Origin of the sequence: Corallococcus sp. AS-1-12 (assembly GCF_020036995.1) — a bacterium.
In the GTDB taxonomy this organism is placed as follows: Bacteria; Myxococcota; Myxococcia; order Myxococcales; family Myxococcaceae; genus Corallococcus.
In genome coordinates this window covers 1-15880 of the sequence record NZ_JAIQDD010000023.1, presented here as the reverse complement: position 1 = coordinate 15880, position 15880 = coordinate 1, and the positions used below count along the sequence as shown (strand labels likewise).

The 15880-nt window shown below is 69.2% G+C and carries 16 protein-coding genes; 12 read left to right on the top strand and 4 right to left on the bottom strand.

Going from position 1 to position 15880, the window contains the following annotated elements:
* Positions 1-50 precede the first annotated feature (50 nt).
* From K8556_RS28285 to K8556_RS28270, 4 genes are read left to right on the top strand one after another with little or no spacing between them, the layout of a single operon-like run.
* The gene (locus K8556_RS28285) at positions 51-812 is read left to right on the top strand and encodes a hypothetical protein (protein WP_223743224.1); all 762 of its coding nucleotides are present in this window, start codon (positions 51-53) and stop codon (positions 810-812) included.
* Positions 813-815: 3 nt separating this feature from the next.
* A complete protein-coding gene (locus tag K8556_RS28280) occupies positions 816-1715 on the top strand; it encodes a hypothetical protein (RefSeq protein WP_223743223.1) in 900 nt (299 codons plus the stop codon).
* Between the two features lie 27 nt (positions 1716-1742).
* Positions 1743-4073, top strand: coding sequence for an ATP-binding protein (locus tag K8556_RS28275; protein ID WP_223743222.1), 2331 nt, complete (start codon positions 1743-1745; stop codon positions 4071-4073).
* Positions 4070-5467, top strand: a complete 1398-nt coding sequence (locus K8556_RS28270) for a sigma-54 dependent transcriptional regulator (protein WP_223743221.1) — start codon at positions 4070-4072, stop codon at positions 5465-5467. Before K8556_RS28275 ends, K8556_RS28270 begins: the two co-directional genes overlap by 4 nt.
* On the opposite strand, the gene K8556_RS28265 is transcribed toward K8556_RS28270, so the two are convergent.
* Together K8556_RS28265 and K8556_RS28260 are read right to left on the bottom strand one after the other, a co-directional pair.
* Positions 5468-6673: a VWA domain-containing protein gene (locus K8556_RS28265; protein WP_223743220.1), complete on the bottom strand. Its 1206-nt coding sequence runs from the start codon at positions 6671-6673 to the stop codon at positions 5468-5470.
* 19 nt (positions 6674-6692) lie between these two features.
* Entirely contained in the window at positions 6693-7541 is an 849-nt protein-coding gene (locus K8556_RS28260) for a MoxR family ATPase (RefSeq protein ID WP_223743219.1), read from the bottom strand.
* A gap of 108 nt (positions 7542-7649) precedes the next feature.
* Here K8556_RS28260 and K8556_RS28255 point away from each other — a divergent pair, with 108 nt between their 5' ends.
* The 6 genes from K8556_RS28255 to K8556_RS28230 all read left to right on the top strand — a co-directional run bounded on the left by K8556_RS28255 (position 7650) and on the right by K8556_RS28230 (position 13229).
* On the top strand, positions 7650-8264 hold the full coding sequence (locus tag K8556_RS28255; RefSeq protein WP_223743218.1) for a vegetative protein: 615 nt from the start codon (positions 7650-7652) through the stop codon (positions 8262-8264).
* 131 nt (positions 8265-8395) lie between these two features.
* Positions 8396-8935 (top strand): hypothetical protein, encoded by a 540-nt coding sequence (locus K8556_RS28250; RefSeq protein ID WP_223743217.1) that lies wholly within the window; start codon positions 8396-8398, stop codon positions 8933-8935.
* Positions 8936-9353: 418 nt separating this feature from the next.
* On the top strand, positions 9354-10463 hold the full coding sequence (locus K8556_RS28245; protein ID WP_223743341.1) for a 3-oxoacyl-ACP synthase III family protein: 1110 nt from the start codon (positions 9354-9356) through the stop codon (positions 10461-10463).
* Positions 10464-10508: 45 nt separating this feature from the next.
* Positions 10509-11126, top strand: coding sequence for a DUF2378 family protein (locus K8556_RS28240; protein WP_223743216.1), 618 nt, complete (start codon positions 10509-10511; stop codon positions 11124-11126).
* Between the two features lie 45 nt (positions 11127-11171).
* Positions 11172-11687, top strand: coding sequence for a hypothetical protein (locus tag K8556_RS28235; protein WP_223743215.1), 516 nt, complete (start codon positions 11172-11174; stop codon positions 11685-11687).
* A gap of 99 nt (positions 11688-11786) precedes the next feature.
* On the top strand, positions 11787-13229 hold the full coding sequence (locus K8556_RS28230) for a hypothetical protein (protein WP_223743214.1): 1443 nt from the start codon (positions 11787-11789) through the stop codon (positions 13227-13229).
* A gap of 21 nt (positions 13230-13250) precedes the next feature.
* Here the strand turns inward: K8556_RS28230 and K8556_RS28225 are convergent, their stop codons facing one another.
* Complete coding sequence (locus K8556_RS28225) at positions 13251-13733, bottom strand: nuclear transport factor 2 family protein (protein WP_223743213.1); 483 nt, start codon at positions 13731-13733, stop codon at positions 13251-13253.
* Between the two features lie 59 nt (positions 13734-13792).
* On the opposite strand from K8556_RS28225, the gene def reads away from it, so the two are divergent.
* Positions 13793-14332, top strand: a complete 540-nt coding sequence (def, locus tag K8556_RS28220) for a peptide deformylase (RefSeq protein ID WP_223743212.1) — start codon at positions 13793-13795, stop codon at positions 14330-14332.
* A gap of 3 nt (positions 14333-14335) precedes the next feature.
* On the top strand, positions 14336-15040 hold the full coding sequence (locus K8556_RS28215) for a sterol desaturase family protein (RefSeq protein WP_223743211.1): 705 nt from the start codon (positions 14336-14338) through the stop codon (positions 15038-15040).
* Between the two features lie 615 nt (positions 15041-15655).
* Here the strand turns inward: K8556_RS28215 and K8556_RS28210 are convergent.
* On the bottom strand, positions 15656-15880 hold a 225-nt coding region (locus tag K8556_RS28210), incomplete at its 5' end, for a hypothetical protein (protein WP_223743210.1).

The following is a 15880-nucleotide window of genomic DNA, read 5'->3' as shown; positions in this document are numbered from 1 at the left end:
CACGCCTGTTGCTTGGATGGTCAACGCAAAACAGCCTGAGGAGTGATGCCATGTCAGGAATCGGGAAGCCGAAGGATGAGGAAGTGACTGAAGGAGCCCCCCGAGACGTCTTGAGAGGTATCTACAGCCAGCTCTTCAAGATGCCCGTGCCGGCGGAAAGAATGGGTCCGGCCGACCAGGACCCGGGGATCCAGGCTCGCGAGGAGATGTGCAAGATCGTGAGGGGCGCCCGTGGCAGTACTGCGAACGACATGGCAGCTCGCGCAGATGCAGACGCCAAGCTCCATTGCTTCTATGTCAATTCCGGGTTTGGAACTGCAGCAAATACAGCCTTGAGCTGTGAGCAGTGGACGGGCCTGAAAGCGGCGTTCTCACCCACGTATGCGATGTTGCACGACGTTCAGGTCGCGAATGCGATGGTGCCCAATCAGCCAGATTCAAAGGGCATCCTTGAATTCGGCCCCTACGAGCTGGCGCTGCTTTATCACTGGTTGTTCAGCCACAAGGACTGCCATCAAGCGCATAACTATCTCCATGCGCTGAAGACCGCTGCCAGGACCGAGCAGCCGGAGTCCATCATTATCGTGCTGGGAGTCCTCTTCAACGATCGAGCCTTCACGAAGTTCCACTGGCCAGAGGTCACCCAGGATGGCCAGAAGGCGCGTCGGCTCGTTACTCTCAAGATCGACGAAATGCTTGTCAGACAGATGGGCATGTTGCTTACGGACGAACGCCTGGCGCAATTGGAGCCTTATGAAGACGGAGGCGTGTGCGCCATTGATGCTCCCAGTGGCAAGGACTTCTGCTACTGACCCATGGGCCCCAGCGACCTCGAATACACAGCCACGCTCGAAGCGCTGCCCAAGGACCTCCAGCCCTTCGCCAAGGAGCTCCCCTTCCACCTGGGCCTGACCACCCACCCCGAAGGAGGCTGGGACGACTACAGCGCCCTGGCCCCCTTCCAGCGCCTGCCGGCCTACGCGTCCGAGCGCCCGGGCCCCGCGCTCGCCCCGGAGCTCCAATCCCGCTACCTCCGCGCCCACCACCGCGGAGGCTTCTTCGGCCTCCTCATCGACCGGCTCGACGACGGTCAGGTCCCACCGCGCCCGGAGTGGCCCCGGCTCCGTCAGGCCCTGTTCGACCAGTGGCTGCAGTCCCTGACGGAGGCGACCGGCAACGAGGTCCTCGCGACCGAGGCCATCAAGGCGGCCCTGGAGGACTGGGCCGAGGCCGTGTCCAACGAGAAGGCCCTGCTGTCCCGCCGCAGGCTGTCCATGGCCCAGTACGCCTGCCTCGTGAGCCAGAAGGTGTCCTGGCTGGGGACCAGCGCCTTCTGCCTCCTGCTCGCCCACGGCGACCCCGCGCGGCTGCCTGTGTTCCGCCGCGCCTTCGACCTGCTCCTGCTCAGCTCCCAATGCCTCGATGACGCCCTCGACACGGACGAGGACACCCGGCTCCACGGCATCGGCTTCCCGGAGGCCCTGGGCCATCCGCCCCGAGGCCTGCTGCGGACCGCGCCCGGCGTGGCCCGGCTCGGGGCGGCCGTGGCGCGCGAAGGCGGCTTTCACGAACTGAGCGCCTGGCTTGCGGACCGGGCACGTTCCCTGGATGAATCCCATGCCGGGAAGTCGTCACTCCAGGCGGAGATGAGCGCTCTCGCCTTGGTGGCGGCCGTGACACAGCTCTATGGGGGGCCCGCCGTCACGAACCCATGAACCCGCAGGGGCAAGGAGCCCGGGGACATGACGTCTGGCGTGACGCGCGGCCGGTGGTGGACCGTCCTCCTCCTCGCCATCCTGGGCGTGGGGCTGAGCGCGGCGGTGGCATGGCGGGTGTCGGCCACGCTGGGCACCCCCTTCGCGTCGCTGCTGGTGGACCCCTACGGAGCCTTCTCCTCCGTCTACCTGCCCACGTGGAGCGAGGGCCGCCGGATGCCCTTGCGCCACCCGGACCTCCTCGTGGCCTGCGAGGGAACTCCCATGGACGGAGACGTCGCGAGGTCGGGGCTGCCCGGAACGCAACTGCGCGCCTGTGTCCAGGAGGCGGCGCGCCAGGGCCGCACGCACGTGGCGCTGACGTTCCTCCGGCGAGGCGGCGAACGCCTCACCCTGAACCAACCCCTGCGCCACTTCGGAGCGGAAGAAGGCCTCTTCCTGTTCGGGGTCTACGCCCTGGTGGGCGGCTTCCTGCTGTGGTCCGGCCTGCTGGTGTTGCTGCTCGCGGGCCGGAGGGACGGGGCGTTGGCCTACGGCGTGCTGTGCATCTCCAGCCATGTCTTCCTGCTCACGCTGTTCGACTACCACACGCAAGCCACCTTCATGCCGCTCTTCATCCTGTCGCGCCTGGGGACGGCGGTGGGCAGCGTGTGGTTGGGATACGCCTTCCCGGAGCGGCCCGTGCGCTTGCGTCGCTTCTGGCTGAGCGCGCTGTGGCTGCTGGCGGTGGCGGCCGTGCTCGCGGCGGCGTGGCTCCTCGTCGCTCCAGGCCTGGGCCTGGACACGGCCCGGGTCCGCCACTGGGTGGACGTCGCGTCCCAGGGCTCGCTGCTGGTCTGCGGGGTGGCCATCCTCGTCCGGCTCCGGGGCAGCACGGGACGCGCGCGGGCGGAGCTGCTCGCGGCGGCCTGGGGGCTCGCCGCGCTCCCGGTCGTGCTCGCGGTGATTGTGTTCTCCGGCCGGGGCTTCTACCTGGTGGTGCCCTGCTTCATCGCGCTGCTGCCCTTGTCCATCGGCTACGGCCTCATCCGGCACAACGTGCTGGCGGTGACCGCGGTGCTCACGCGACGCCTGCTGGCCATTCCCCTCGTGCTGGCGGGACTGCTCGCGGCCTCCTTCGCCTGGCTCGCGACGCGGCGGTTCCTGGATGTCTCCACGGTGTCGCAGGCGCTGCCGCTGCTGGTCGCCTTCGCCACCTTCCTGGCCCTGGTCTTGCTCGGCGGACCGCTCGTGGTCCGACTCTTCTTCCCCGCCACCCTCCAGTTCCGTCCCACCGTGGAACAGCTCAGCGACGAGCTGTCCGCCCCGCGTGCGCCCGGCGCCCTCCGGGACACGCTGGAGCGCGTCGTCCGGCGCTGGTTGCCCACGGGGCAGGTCCAGGTCCTCGACCTGGGAGAATGGTCGATGGTGGAGCACCTGCCAGAGAATGCGCAGGCCACCCTTCAAGCGGGCACGCACCTGTGGACGCAGGAGGGCCCCTGGCACCGGAGGCTTCTCGTCCCCATGCGCTCGTCAGGCGAGTTGCGGGGCGTCTTGCTGCTGGCCCCCAAGCATCAGGCCGCGCTCTACACGAACGCGGACCTGGAGCTGCTCCAGACCATCGCCAGCCTGGGTGGCGTGGCGCTGCACAACGCCCAGGTCCTCCAGGAACTCGACGTGCTCCGCCAGGCGCAGGTGGGCGCGGCGCACGAGGAGAAGCGGCTCGCCCTCGCGGTGTTGAGCGCGGAGATCTCCCACGAGATTGCCTATCCGCTGAACTTCTTCCGCCACCTGCTCCGCCAGGGCGGTCAGTCCCAGCCACTGGAAGCCGAGGACGTCGACATCGGCCGGGAGGAGCTTGAGCGGCTGGAGCGCATGCTCGGGTCCCTGCGGCGGCTGTCACTGCCACCGCCGCGCGTGGAGCCGGTGGCGGTGCTGCCCCGAGCCCGCCGCGCCCTGGACCTCATCCGGGATCAGGTCCAGGCAAGGCGCATCTCCGTCACGGTCGACATCCCCGAGTCGCTTCAACTGCTCGCGGAGCCGGACGCCATGGTCCAGCTCTTCGCCAACCTCCTGCGCAACGCCGTACAGGCCGCGGGGGACGGCGGACAGATGGGCGTGCGAGCCTGGGAGGAGGGCCCCGAGCAGCTCCTGGAGGTCTGGGATTCGGGCCCGGGTATTCCAGAGGCCGCGAAGGACACGCTGTTCGACCCCTGGGTGACGACGCGTAAGGAAGGACTGGGATTGGGCCTGTCCGTCACGCAGCGAATCGTGAGGCGCTTCGGCTGGAACATCGCCGTCCATCGCGAGCAGGGGCGCACCTGCTTCCGCATCCACGCCCGCCGCCTCGCGGACCCCCGTTCGCTGGAGAGTGCATGAAGATCCTCATCATCGACGACCAGCGCAGCGCACGGCGGGTCCTCACGACGGTGCTGTCCTCCATGGCGGGCCTGGAGCTCCGGGAGGCCGCCAGCCTCGACGAGGCGCGAAGGTGCCTTGCCGAGGAGTCCATCGACGTGGCGCTGGTGGACATCCGCCTGAGCGCGGACTCACGCAACCGCGACGGGCTCGTCCTCATCGAGGAGATCCGCAAGCGCACGAGCGCGGTCCCCATCGTCGTCACCGCCTCCAGCGAGATGGCGGAGATCCGCACCGCGATGCGCCTGGGCGCCTACGACTATGTCCTCAAGGACGACCTCTGCGCGGAGCTCATCGTCCCCATCCTCGAAGGGCTCCGGGACCGGCGGAGGTTGGAGCAGGAGGTGCAGGTCCTCCGCGCGCGCGAAGGCGCCCAGCGGATGCCAGGGATGGTGGGAAGCTCCGCCGCGCACCAGCGCCTGTTGTCCCTGGTGCGCCGGGTGGCGCTGTCGGACCGCCCCGTCCTCGTCCTGGGCCCCACGGGCGCCGGAAAGGAAGGCGCCGTCCGAGCGCTGCACGCCCTGGGACCCAGGCCGGACGCGCCACTCCTGGAGATCAACTGTGGCGCCATCCCCGAACAGCTCATGGAATCACAGCTCTTCGGCCACGAGCGGGGGGCCTTCACCGGAGCGGACCGGCGGCAGGACGGCCTGCTGAAGGCGGTAGGGCAGGGGACGCTCTTCCTGGACGAGATCGCGGAGCTGCCACTGAGCCTCCAGGCCAAGCTGCTGCGAGTGCTGGAGGCCGGGCACTTCCGTCCCATCGGTGCGACGGCGGAGCAGGCCTTCCAGGGCCGGGTGGCGGCCGCGACGCACGCGGACCTGGAGGAACTGGTGCGGCAGCGGAAGTTCCGCGAGGACCTCTACTTCCGGCTCAACGTGCTGGAGGTCCGGGTGCCCTCCTTGGAGGAGCGGCGCGAGGACATCCCGGCGCTGCTCGCCCACTTCGTCCAGCAGCAGCGGCGCTCCCTGCGCTTCTCCTCCGAAGCCGTGGACCAGCTCACGCGGATGGCCTGGCCCGGCAACGTCCGCCAACTGCGCAACCTCGTGGACCGGTTGGCGGTGTTCGCCGAAACGGACGAAATCACCCCCGACGTCCTCGCCGAGCTGCCGGGCCGTCCCAGCCAGGGCGCCGCGCGTGAGGACCCCATGAAGGACCTCGTGCGAACGGTGCTGCGGATGCCCGACGCGGGAGACAAGCTGGAGCGTCTGGAGCAGGCGATGATCACCGAAGCCATGGCGCTCGCCGAGGGCAACAAGAGCGCCGCCGCGCGGCTGCTGGGCGTGCACCGCAAGGCCATCGAGCGGCGCCTGGGCCGGAAGGAGGACGAGCCCCTCTCCGGCCCGGAGCAATGACTACCGCCGCGCCATCGCCCCCCGGGGCGTCTTCCCCCGGGTCAGGTGGTTCACCGCCTCACCCAGCCCCTCCACGGTGAGGGCGAACATGGGGAACACGTTGGCGATGACCGCGATGGTCCCCGAGCGCCACGACCCGCGAGGCTCCGGGTTGAGCCACACGTTGCGCTCGAAGTGCTGCGCCAGTTGCATCAGCCACGTGAGCCCCTCCAGCCCCTCCTGCCGGTACTGGCCATTGGCATCCGTGCGGATGCCCAGCTCATACGGGGCCATGGACGCATCCCCCACCATCACCAGCTTGTGATGCCTCCCCACCTGCGCGGTGAGCTCCGGCACGGTGATGCCGCCGGTGAGCTGCGGCGTGGCGTACAGCTTCCCGTAGACGCAGTTGTGGAAGTAGTAGGTGCGCAGCTCCTTGAAGTGCGTGGCCTGGCTGGCGACGCTGAACAGCCGGCTCACCAGGTGCGCGTACGGGTCCATGGAGCCGCCCACGTCCATGCACAGCACCACGCGCGTGTTGGGCCGGCGCGGCGGACGCGTCACCACCTCCAGCTCCCCCGCGTTCTTCGCGGTGGCGGCGATGCTCTCATCCACGTCCAGCTCCTCCGCCACGCCCTCGCGCGCGAAGGCCCGCAGCTTGCGCAGCGCCACCGCCAGTTGCCGCGTGTCCAGCACCAGGTCGTCGCGGTAGCCCGCGTACTTGCGCGCCCCGGCCTGCCACAGCGCCTGGCCCTGACGTCCGCCCGCGCCGCCAATGCGCACGCCCTGCCGGGCCAGGCCGTTGTTGCCAAAGGCAGACGCGCCGCCCGTGCCCACCCAGCGGCTTCCGCCGTCGTGTCGCTCGGTCTGCTCCTTCAGGCGCTGCTCCAACTGCCGCCGCAGCTCCTCCGGGTCCCACTGCTCCAGCAGCGCAATCTCCTCCGGGCTCAGGTCGGTGCGCTCCTTCGCCTCCTCCAGCCAGGACAAGAGCTCCTCGGTGAGCTTCAGCGCGTCGGAGGCGACGCCCTGGAAGTGCGCGAGGAACGCCTGGTCAAAGGCATCCAACTGCGTCTCCGAGTGCACCAGGAGCGCGCGAGCCACGTGGTAGAACCCATCCAGGCTGCTGTCATGCAGCCCGGCCTTCAGCGCCCCGGCCAGGGCGAGCGCCTCCTGCGCGCCCACCTTCACCCCGCGCCTTCGCAGCTCGTAGAAGAACGGCAGGAACATGGCGTGGTCCCCGTGTCCCTTAAGCGCGCGTCCGCCGGCCGCGTCCGAAGGCCTCCGCGACCGCCACCAGGTCCTGCTCCTTCTTGAGCAGCGCGCCCAGGAACGGCAACTGCTCCTCCAGCTTCAGCTCCACCACGCCGTTGGCCTTGAGCACGGAAATCCAGTCGATGAGCTCGCTGGTGGACGGCCGCTTGCGCAGGCGCGTCATCGCGCGCAGCTCGTAGAAGACCTTGAGCGCCTGGTCCGCCAGCGCGGCGTCCAGCCCCGGGTGGTGCACGTCCACGATGCGCTGCATGAGCTCGCGCTCCGGGAAGTCGATGAAGTGGAACACGCACCGGCGCAGGAACGCGTCAGGCAATTCCTTCTCGTTGTTGCTGGTGATGAGCACCACGGGGCGGTGCTTCGCCACCACCTCGTCGTTCGTCTCCGAGATGCGGAAGCGCATCCGGTCCAGCTCGTGGAGCAGGTCGTTGGGAAACTCCAGGTCCGCCTTGTCCACCTCGTCGATGAGCAGCACCACGCGCTCCGGAGCGGCGAACGCCTCGCCCAGCGGCCCCATGCGGATGTATCGCCGGATGTCTCGCACGTCCCCGTCCCCGAAGCGCGAGTCATACAGCCGCTGCACGGTGTCGTAGACATACAAACCATCCTGCGCGCGCGTGGTGCTCTTCACGTGCCAGGTGAGCAGCTTCAATCCCAGCCCCTGGGCAATCGCTTCCGCCAGCAGCGTCTTGCCCGTGCCGGGCTCGCCCTTGACCAGCAGGGGGCGCTGGAGCGTGAGGGCGCAGTTGACGGCCGCCTGCAGGCCCTCGCTCGTGAGGTAGGAGTCGGTGCCGCGGAATCGAACAGGAGTGGGAACCGGAGTCATGGTTGGTTCCTTTAACATCCCGGGGAATGTTTCCATCCCTCCCCAGGCGGTTGGGTGTATATCCTGCCCCACATGGCTCCACTTTCCCTTGAGACCGAACTTCGCGACATGGTCCGCCGCGAGTTGCAACTGCAACTGGCTCCCGTTCAGAAGGCCGTGGCCCGGATGGCCAAGGGGCTGGATGCGTTGGATGCGTTGCGCGCGGTGACCGACCGCCTGGCGCCGCTGTCCAGCCGCCTGGGGGCCGTGGCGGGCGTGCGCACGCCCACGCTGGCGCCGGAGCCGGTGGCCCGTCGCCGTCCGGGTCGCCCGCCGAAGGCCGCGCCCGCCGCGAAGGCCGCGCCCGTGAAGGCGCCCGCCGCGAAGGCCGCGCCCGTGAAGGCGCCCGCCGCGAAGTCTCCGGGCCGCCCGCCCAAGGCCGCCGCCGCGGAAGACACCCAGGCCTGCGCCGTCGTCGGCTGCAAGCGCCAGAGCCGCTCCAAGGGCTACTGCTCGGCGCACTACCAGAAGCTGCGCCTGCTCATCCGCACCGGCCGCCGCCCGGACGCGTGGGTGGATGGCGCGAAGCCGCAGTCGGTCCAGGACGTCACGCTGCCGCGAGGCCGCGCGGGCAGCCAGGCGCTGAAGGAAGCGGCGAAGCCGGCCGCGCCCGCGGTGCCGCCCAAGCCCAAGGCGTGGGTGCGCAAGAAGGGCTCCAGCGGCGGCATGGTGTCGCTGACCTGACGCCGTCCGTCGTCCGCGCGCCTCCCCGCGTGGCGGGTCGCCCCCAGCGGCCCGCCGTGCGTGCCTCAGGCCCGACACGGGTTGCTTCCTTCCATTGACATGCGGGCCGTGGAGGTGTGAATCCCGGCCCCATGAGCGAGCAATATCCAGTCACCGTCGCGGTCCGCCGTCCCGACGGTTCGGTGGAGCAGGTCCGGGTGGGCACGGCGTACAGGAACGGCGAAGGCTTCACGCTTCAACTGGGCGAGCTGTCCATGAGCGCCACGCCCGTCGCGGCGTCGGCCCCGGCGTATCGCCGCCCCGCGTCCTCGGGCGCCCCGTCCGGCGGGGGTGGTGGCGGCGGAGGCGGCGACGGCACGCTCCTGCCCAACTACGGCCGCAGCAAGGGCGCCCCCGTCTACGGCGCCAGCCTCCAGGACCTGGAGTTCTACGCCAACGGCGCGCGCCGCTCCCTGGCGGACCCCAGCAAGTCGCGCTGGCACGACAAGGAGCGCCAGCTCCTGGCCGCCATCGAGGCGGAGATCGCCCGGCAGCGCGGTGAGGGCGGCGGCGGTGGCGAGCCCCCCGCGCGCGGCGGCGGTGGAGGTCGGGGCGGTGGCTACGGCTACGGCAACCCGCCGGACGACGGCGACATCCCGCCCCCCAACGACGACGACAACATCCCCTTCTGAGGGGCGCTTCGGAGCTCCCGCGGCCCGCGGAAAAGCGGCCGCGGGAAGATCCAATCGGTCCGGTCCCGCGCAATAGAGGGGGAGCTCGCGGGACCCGCTGCGCGACGCACGGACCATTGACATCTTGGGTGCAATGGCAGACACCGTGGGTCTTTCCGGCGTCCACTGTCCGTGAATTGACACGTCGCGTGTGATTCATTCCACGTCGATGGCTTCATTTCTGAAACATTCCGCATCCTGCGGATTTTACAGGCATCCGGGACAGTTCTGTCCTGGCCTGTACTTCACGAATGACGCGTCCAGGAACAGGAACTCCGTCTTTCCAAGGGCTTAGGAGGTGGCCTGGAACGTGCTCTACGCACACGTGACAGGGAATCCATCCCGTCCGGCGAGGCTGTGAAATCGCGAGGCCATGGAAATGACCGAACGGGTGTGTGTGGTGGGAGCGGGTTCGTTCGTCCCAGCACGGACCATCTCCAACGAGCGGATCGCGAAGGCGATCCCCGGCTGGTCGGCCGCCCGCATCGAAGAGAAGATTGGCATCAAGGAGCGCCGCTTCCTCTGGGACTTCGACGATGAGACGGGCCGCGCCATCCCGCCGCCGGACGACGTGCTGGGGCGCTTCTATCCGGCGACGAACACGGACATGTGCGAGGTGTCGCTGCGCCAGGCCCTCTCCCGAGGCGGCGTGGACCCGAAGGAGCTGGACGCGCTCTTCGTGGTGACGTGCACCCCGGACGCGCCGCACTTCAACCACGACGCCATGGTGCTGCACGAGCGGCTGGGCCTGCGCGAGGACGCCTTCGCGCTGGTGGTGGACGACGGCTGCGGCGGCACGCCCTACGTGCTGGACCTGGTGCGCAAGATGATGGAGGGCGGCCGCTTCCGCACGGTGGCGGTGGTGGCCTCGGCGTTCACCTCGCCGCTGCTCAACCGGGAGGTCTACACGGACGAGCTGCCGCCCACGCCGGGCCGCCCCAAGGCGCTCAACGCCTATCTGTCCATGTATGTCTTCGGAGACGGCGCGGGCGCGGTGGTGCTGCGCAATCAGGAGGTCCCCGAGGACGGTCCGGGCATCCTCTCCTCGTTCTCCGGCAACGCATACGCGGAGCTCGTGTCGCGCCGGGGCGGCGGCATGTTGAAGCTGCCCTACCAGCCGGGTCGCACGCGCCCGGCCGAGATGGCCTTCGTGGTGGACGGCTTCAAGGTCGCGCGCAGCTACCCGGAGTACATGCAGAAGTGCCTGGACGCGGTGCTCACGCCCTCGGTGCGTGAGCAGGTGCGGCGCTACTACTTCCACCAGCCCAACAAGCGGGTGATGGACTCGTTCGTGGCCCGCGCGGGCCTGCCGAAGGACGCGGTGGCCTGCAACGTGGACCGGATTGGCAATACGTCCGCGGCCGGGATGTTGATTCTCCTGGCGGACGACCTGGAGCAGGGTCGTGTTGCACTCGGCAGTGGGGACCTGGTGGTGGTGGCGGCTGTCGGTGCCAACGTCCATTATGGGGCCCAGCTCGTGCGGCTGTAGCGCGCACGGGTGTTCATCTCCTCCCCCCCGGAGATTCCCCCCTCTATGAGTGAGCAGCGCAAGGCAGTCGTGGTCCTCGAGCCGGCCATTTCCCAGGACCTGGAGAAGCGTCTGGCCCTGGCCACCCCCGACGACACGGCCCGGGGCATGTTCTTCAACGGCGCGCTGAACGCGGTGCGCATCCTGGGCGGCGACGCCGCGGTGGAGAAGTGCCTGGCGGCGGTGCAGGAGAAGAAGTTCGTGGACTTCTTCAACTACCCGGTGTCGGGCTTCCTGAAGCTGTCCTTCACGGGAGCGCAGTTGATGGGCCCGCAGTTGGGCGGCTTCGACGCGATGCTGCGCAAGATGGGCACGCAGGCCACCACGGACTTCCTGTCGTCGGCGGCGGGCAAGACGCTGCTCCTGCTCGCGGGTGACAGCCCCAAGCGGCTGGTGACGAACCTGCCCACGGGCTACCGCGCGGCGGTGAGCTACGGCGACCGCAGCGTGGAGTGGTCCGGCGATCGCGCGGGCAAGCTCCTGATGAAGCGGGACTTCATGCCGCCCGCGTACCACGAAGGCGTGCTCCAGGCGGTCATCGAAGCCCTGGGCGCCCGAGGCGTCCAGGTGAAGGGCCGGCAGACGGGCCCGGTGGACACGGAGTACGCGCTGTCCTGGCAGTGACCGGAGCAAGACCCTCGCGGTGCCCGACGGAGGATGGGTTTGGACATGGCCCGGGAACAGGCAGGAGCCACGGTGCGGCTGCAATCCGGCACGGAGTGGGTGTATGCCTTTCGCTCGCAGGAGGACGCCGCGACGCCACCGGATGAGGCGGTGTGCGCGGCGGCGCCCTTCACGCCCACCGTGAAGCTGGGCGCGGGCCTGTACGTGCCCGCGGGTGACGGCGGCTACGAAAGGGTGGGCTCGGCCACGGCCTGCTTCCGGCTGACGGACCGGGCCTTCACCCCGGGCACGCGGGTGCCGTTCCATGCACGCTTCCTCCTGCCGGTGGGCGCCTTCACCGCGCAGGGCGAGTGCGTGCTCGTGAGCAATGACCAGCCCGAGTCGGGCGTGGTGCTCGCGGGAGGCGCGCTCAAGCTGGTGGAGGTACCCCCGGGCTTCGTGGGCGGCGTGATGACGAACCTGAGCGTGTTCAACCCGCTCAAGCTGCCCGGCTTCGCCACGGGCTCGCACTACACGCTCTACACCTTCCGCAAGGAAGGCGCGGGCAGCGCTCCGCCCTGACTGCGGACGCCGCTCCCGGCACCCCGGGGTGAGCAGGAATGTCGGGGACGCCTGGGAGAATGCGTCCCTGGGCATCCGACGCCATCACCCGGGGGACGCATGGAACGCAGGTGGAATCCGCTCTACGAATCGCTCGGCTACCGGCCGCCCGCGAGCGGAAGGGCCGTGCCGCCGGAAGCCCCTCCGCCAGAGGACTCGGACCTGCCACTCCTCGGCCCGGAGGAGCTGGAGGCGCTCAAGTCCGCGTTCCTGCGGGAGCCGGAGGACGTGCTGCGCTGGACGGAGAGCGGCCTGGGCGCGAAGGTCACGGTGGGCGCGTTCGTGGAGGCGCTGCGGGAGCTTGAGCTGCTCTTCACGGACCCCGGCCAGCTCCAGGAGCAACTGGACGCCACGGAGCGCCACGCCCGTCAGGGGACGGGAGGTCTGCCCCCGGACTTCACCTTCCCGCTGAGGACGGAGGAGATCCCCATCGACCCCACGCGCACGCGCTTCGAGCCGCGAGCGGACCTGCGCGGCTGGCTGTTGTTCAGCGGCCCCGTGTGGCTGGAGCAGGGCGCGGCGGCGCGGCAGGCCCCCTTCCGCTGGCACTTCGGCGCGAAGAGCCGCTTCGTCTACCCGCTGAGAGAGCCGGAGCCCGGCCACCCGGTGGAGGTGGCGCTCTTCGGGGACTTCGGCACGGGCGAATACGCCTCCCGGTACATCGCCCGGCAGTTGGTGATGCGCGGGGAGCGCCTGGACTGCGCGGTGCATCTGGGCGGCGTCTTCTACGCGGGCCGCCAGGGCGAATTCGACGCGCACGTGGCGGAGCCGCTGGAGCCGCTGCTCGGGACGACGGCGCTGCTGACGCTGAACGCGCCGCCGGAGATGCGCTCGGGCGCGGGCGCCTACTTCCGCTACCTGGACGAGCGGCGGGGCGCGAGCCCCCGTCACCCGCAGGAGGGCAGCTACTTCTGCCTCGCCGCGGAGCGCTTCCAGCTCATCGGCCTGGACACCGCGTGGTTCGAAGCGGGCCGCCACCGCGAGCCCGCGCTGCTGCAATGGCTGGAGCAGCGCCTGTCGGAGGGACGCCGGCGGGGCGCGATGAACATCCTGCTGACCCACGCCGCGCCCTACGGCCCGGACGCGGAGCGGCTCGGCCCGCTGGTGACGGAGGACCTGCGCCCCCTGGTCGTGGAGCGCGAATGGGTGGACCTCTGGTGCTGGGGAGGCGCCCAGGCCGGAGCACTCTACGACCGCGCACCGGGACTGCCCTTCCTCGGCGCCAGTCTGGGCCACGGAGGCTTCCCCTCCGAGCGCCGGGACGCACCGGAGTACCCGGTGGCGCCGGTCCGCTTCTTCGAATCCCGGCCGCGCTTCCCGGAATGGACGGGCGTGCGCCAGGACCGCGGCAACCACGGTCACGCGACGCTGTGGCTGCACGCGGACGGCAGGGCGTCGCTGCGCTACACGGACTGGATGGGCCAGGTGCGCTGCGAGGCGACGCTGTCACGCCGGGGCCCCAGGGAGCCCGTGACGCTGAAGACGCTCGACGTCAGGGAGTGAGGCAGGCTCCCTCAGGCTCCCTCAAGCTCCGGTGATGCCGCGCTCCTTCATGTACTTGCGCAGGCCCGCCGCGCCCTGGGCACGCACCTTGTTCCGCAGGAGCGGCGTCCACCCGAGCGCCCATCCCACCGGGCCCAGCGCCTGCCGCGACCAGGTCCAGAAGGGGAACCGGTCCGTGTGGCGGACAATCTTCCCGTCCTTGAACTCGAAGGTCGCGTCGATGCGGTTGAGCACCTTCCGGCCCGTCTGGCTGAAGGTGTAGCGCGCGTCCCAGTGCGCGCTGCCGGTGCGGTCATCGGCCTGGACCTGGCTGAAGTCGAGCTCCAGGTCCTTGCCGCGCTCCAGCAGCATGCGCCACATGGAGGTGACCCCCGCGTAGCGCAGGCCCTGGAACACGGCGTCGTTGAACTCCACGTCCGGGTGGTAGCAGGCGGCCATGCCATCCGCGTCGCGCCGCTGGAAGGCCGAATAGAAGTCAGTGATGAGCTGGGAGTGCGGGTGCATGCCGCCGGTCTAGCGGAACTGCCGAGCAATGGAAGGGGCCGCGTGGCAGAGTCCGCCACATGGCTCGCGACATCGTCATCTGGCCCCACAAGGTACTCACCACCGCCACCCAGCCCGTGACCGACTTCGGCCCGGCGCTCGAAACGCTCCTCCAGGAGATGTCGGAGGCCATGGCGGAAGCCAAGGGCATCGGCATCGCGGCCAACCAGGTGGGCATCCCCCTTCGAGTGGCCATCGTCGGCCGCGAGGACGGCACCCAGTTCGAGATCGTGAACCCCCAGATGCTCTCGAAGGAGGGGAGCGTGAAGCTGGAGGAGGGCTGCCTCTCCGTGCCGGACGTCTGGGAGAAGTGCCCCCGCGTCGAGCGCGTGAAGGTCCGCTACCAGGACAAGACGGCCCAGTGGCACGAGCTGGAGGCGGACGGCCGGCTCGCGCACGTGCTCCAGCACGAAATCGACCACCTGGACGGCCACGTCTTCGTGGACCACCTCTCCAGCCTGAAGCGCACCCTCATCCTGGACCGCATGAAGAAGCTGCAGAAGTCGCTCGCGCGCCGGAAGGAAGAGCCCGCGGAAGGCAAGGGGACGAAGCGCTCCTGACGCATGGAACCGCGCCCCGTCCCCCAGAAGGTCCAGGCCTTCCGTGAGGAGTACCGGGCCCGGGTCATCCGGCCCGGCTACCGGGGGCAGGTCCACTTCGCCTTCACCAGCCTCGTCTGTCTGGGGGGAATCGCCCTGGCGCTGAGCCAGGTGGCGGCCCCCCGTCTCTGGGAGCTGCTCGGAGTCCCCGCGCTCATCGCGTTCGCGAACACGGTCGAGTTCCTCGGCCACCGGGGCCCCATGCACCACCGCACCCGGGGCCTGGGCCTGATGTTCGAGCGGCACACCGCCCAGCACCACCGCTTCTTCACTCACGAGGCGATGGCGTACGAGTCCCCCCGGGACTTCAAGATGGTGCTCTTCCCGCCGGTGCTGCTCCTCTTCTTCCTGGGAGCCATCGCCGCCCCGCTCGGAGCGCTCTGCTTCCTGCTGATTTCCCCCAACGCGGGCTGGCTCTTCATCGCCACGGCGCTCGGCTATTACCTGGCGTACGAGTGGGTGCACTTCGCCACGCACCTGCCGGGCAACCACTGGAGCGCCCGGCTGCCCGGCGTCTCCTTCCTCCGGCGCCACCACCAGGTGCACCACGATCCCAGCCGGATGGGCCGGCACAACTTCAACATCACCTTCCCCCTGGCGGACGGGCTCTTCGGGACACGATGGCGCGCCCCATTGGATGAGGGGCAGGCGGCACGCCGAGGGAAGTGACGGGGAAGGAGGAAAGCCGGAGCCGGGGGTTCACACCTTGGGACGGCGTGCCCATATCCCCGGCGGCTGAGGACGAATGATCAGGCCCGGATCAATCAGGGTTTGACGCGGCCGAATCGAAGCGTTAGAGACTGGACCCCCGCGCAACGAACCGCTGGCCCCCGGGCCTCGGAAAGTCAGCGCGGGGGGAAGAAAAGGATCGACGAAGGTTGTTGATCCCGAACGCGGCAAAGAGGTAGAAGCCGCGCCCCGCTCGAACCGGACCGAAGGCAGCAGGTCGGAACGCAGAGAGCGGACAGCAGCAAACGGTCGCCACCAAAATGGTTGATCGCGGATGCGGTGGTGGTACAAGCCGCGCCCCTCGCTACGAAGCCCGCGCACTGGTGCGGAAGGAACTTCGTGGAGAGAGCAGCACCGACAAGAAAATAGGGCAGTCAACGAGCGAGTTGACAGCGAACGCGGCGAAGAGATAGAAGCCGCGCCCCACCGAAGAAGTAGCGGTCCGGAAGGCAACACAACGGACGCAAAGCGGTGGGAAAAGCTGACAGCAAGCGGTTGACAGGGAACGCGGCGCTGAGGTAGAAGCCGCTCCCCTTCGAAAAGAAGCGGCGGAAGTCACTGGACGGCGCCGACGAACTTCGAAGCAGCCCGCAGGACGCAAAAGCGAAGTTGACGCTGACTGCGAACTGAAATAGAAGCTGCAGCCCCGCCGGTTGAAACGAAACCGGCAACGAAGTAGACGGTAGCAAAAGTCGCGAAGCAAAACAAGCGGCTCGGTCTTTGAAAACCAAATAGCAAGCCCAAGCAGTAATGGATTGCGGAAACCGCAGTCAATTTTTT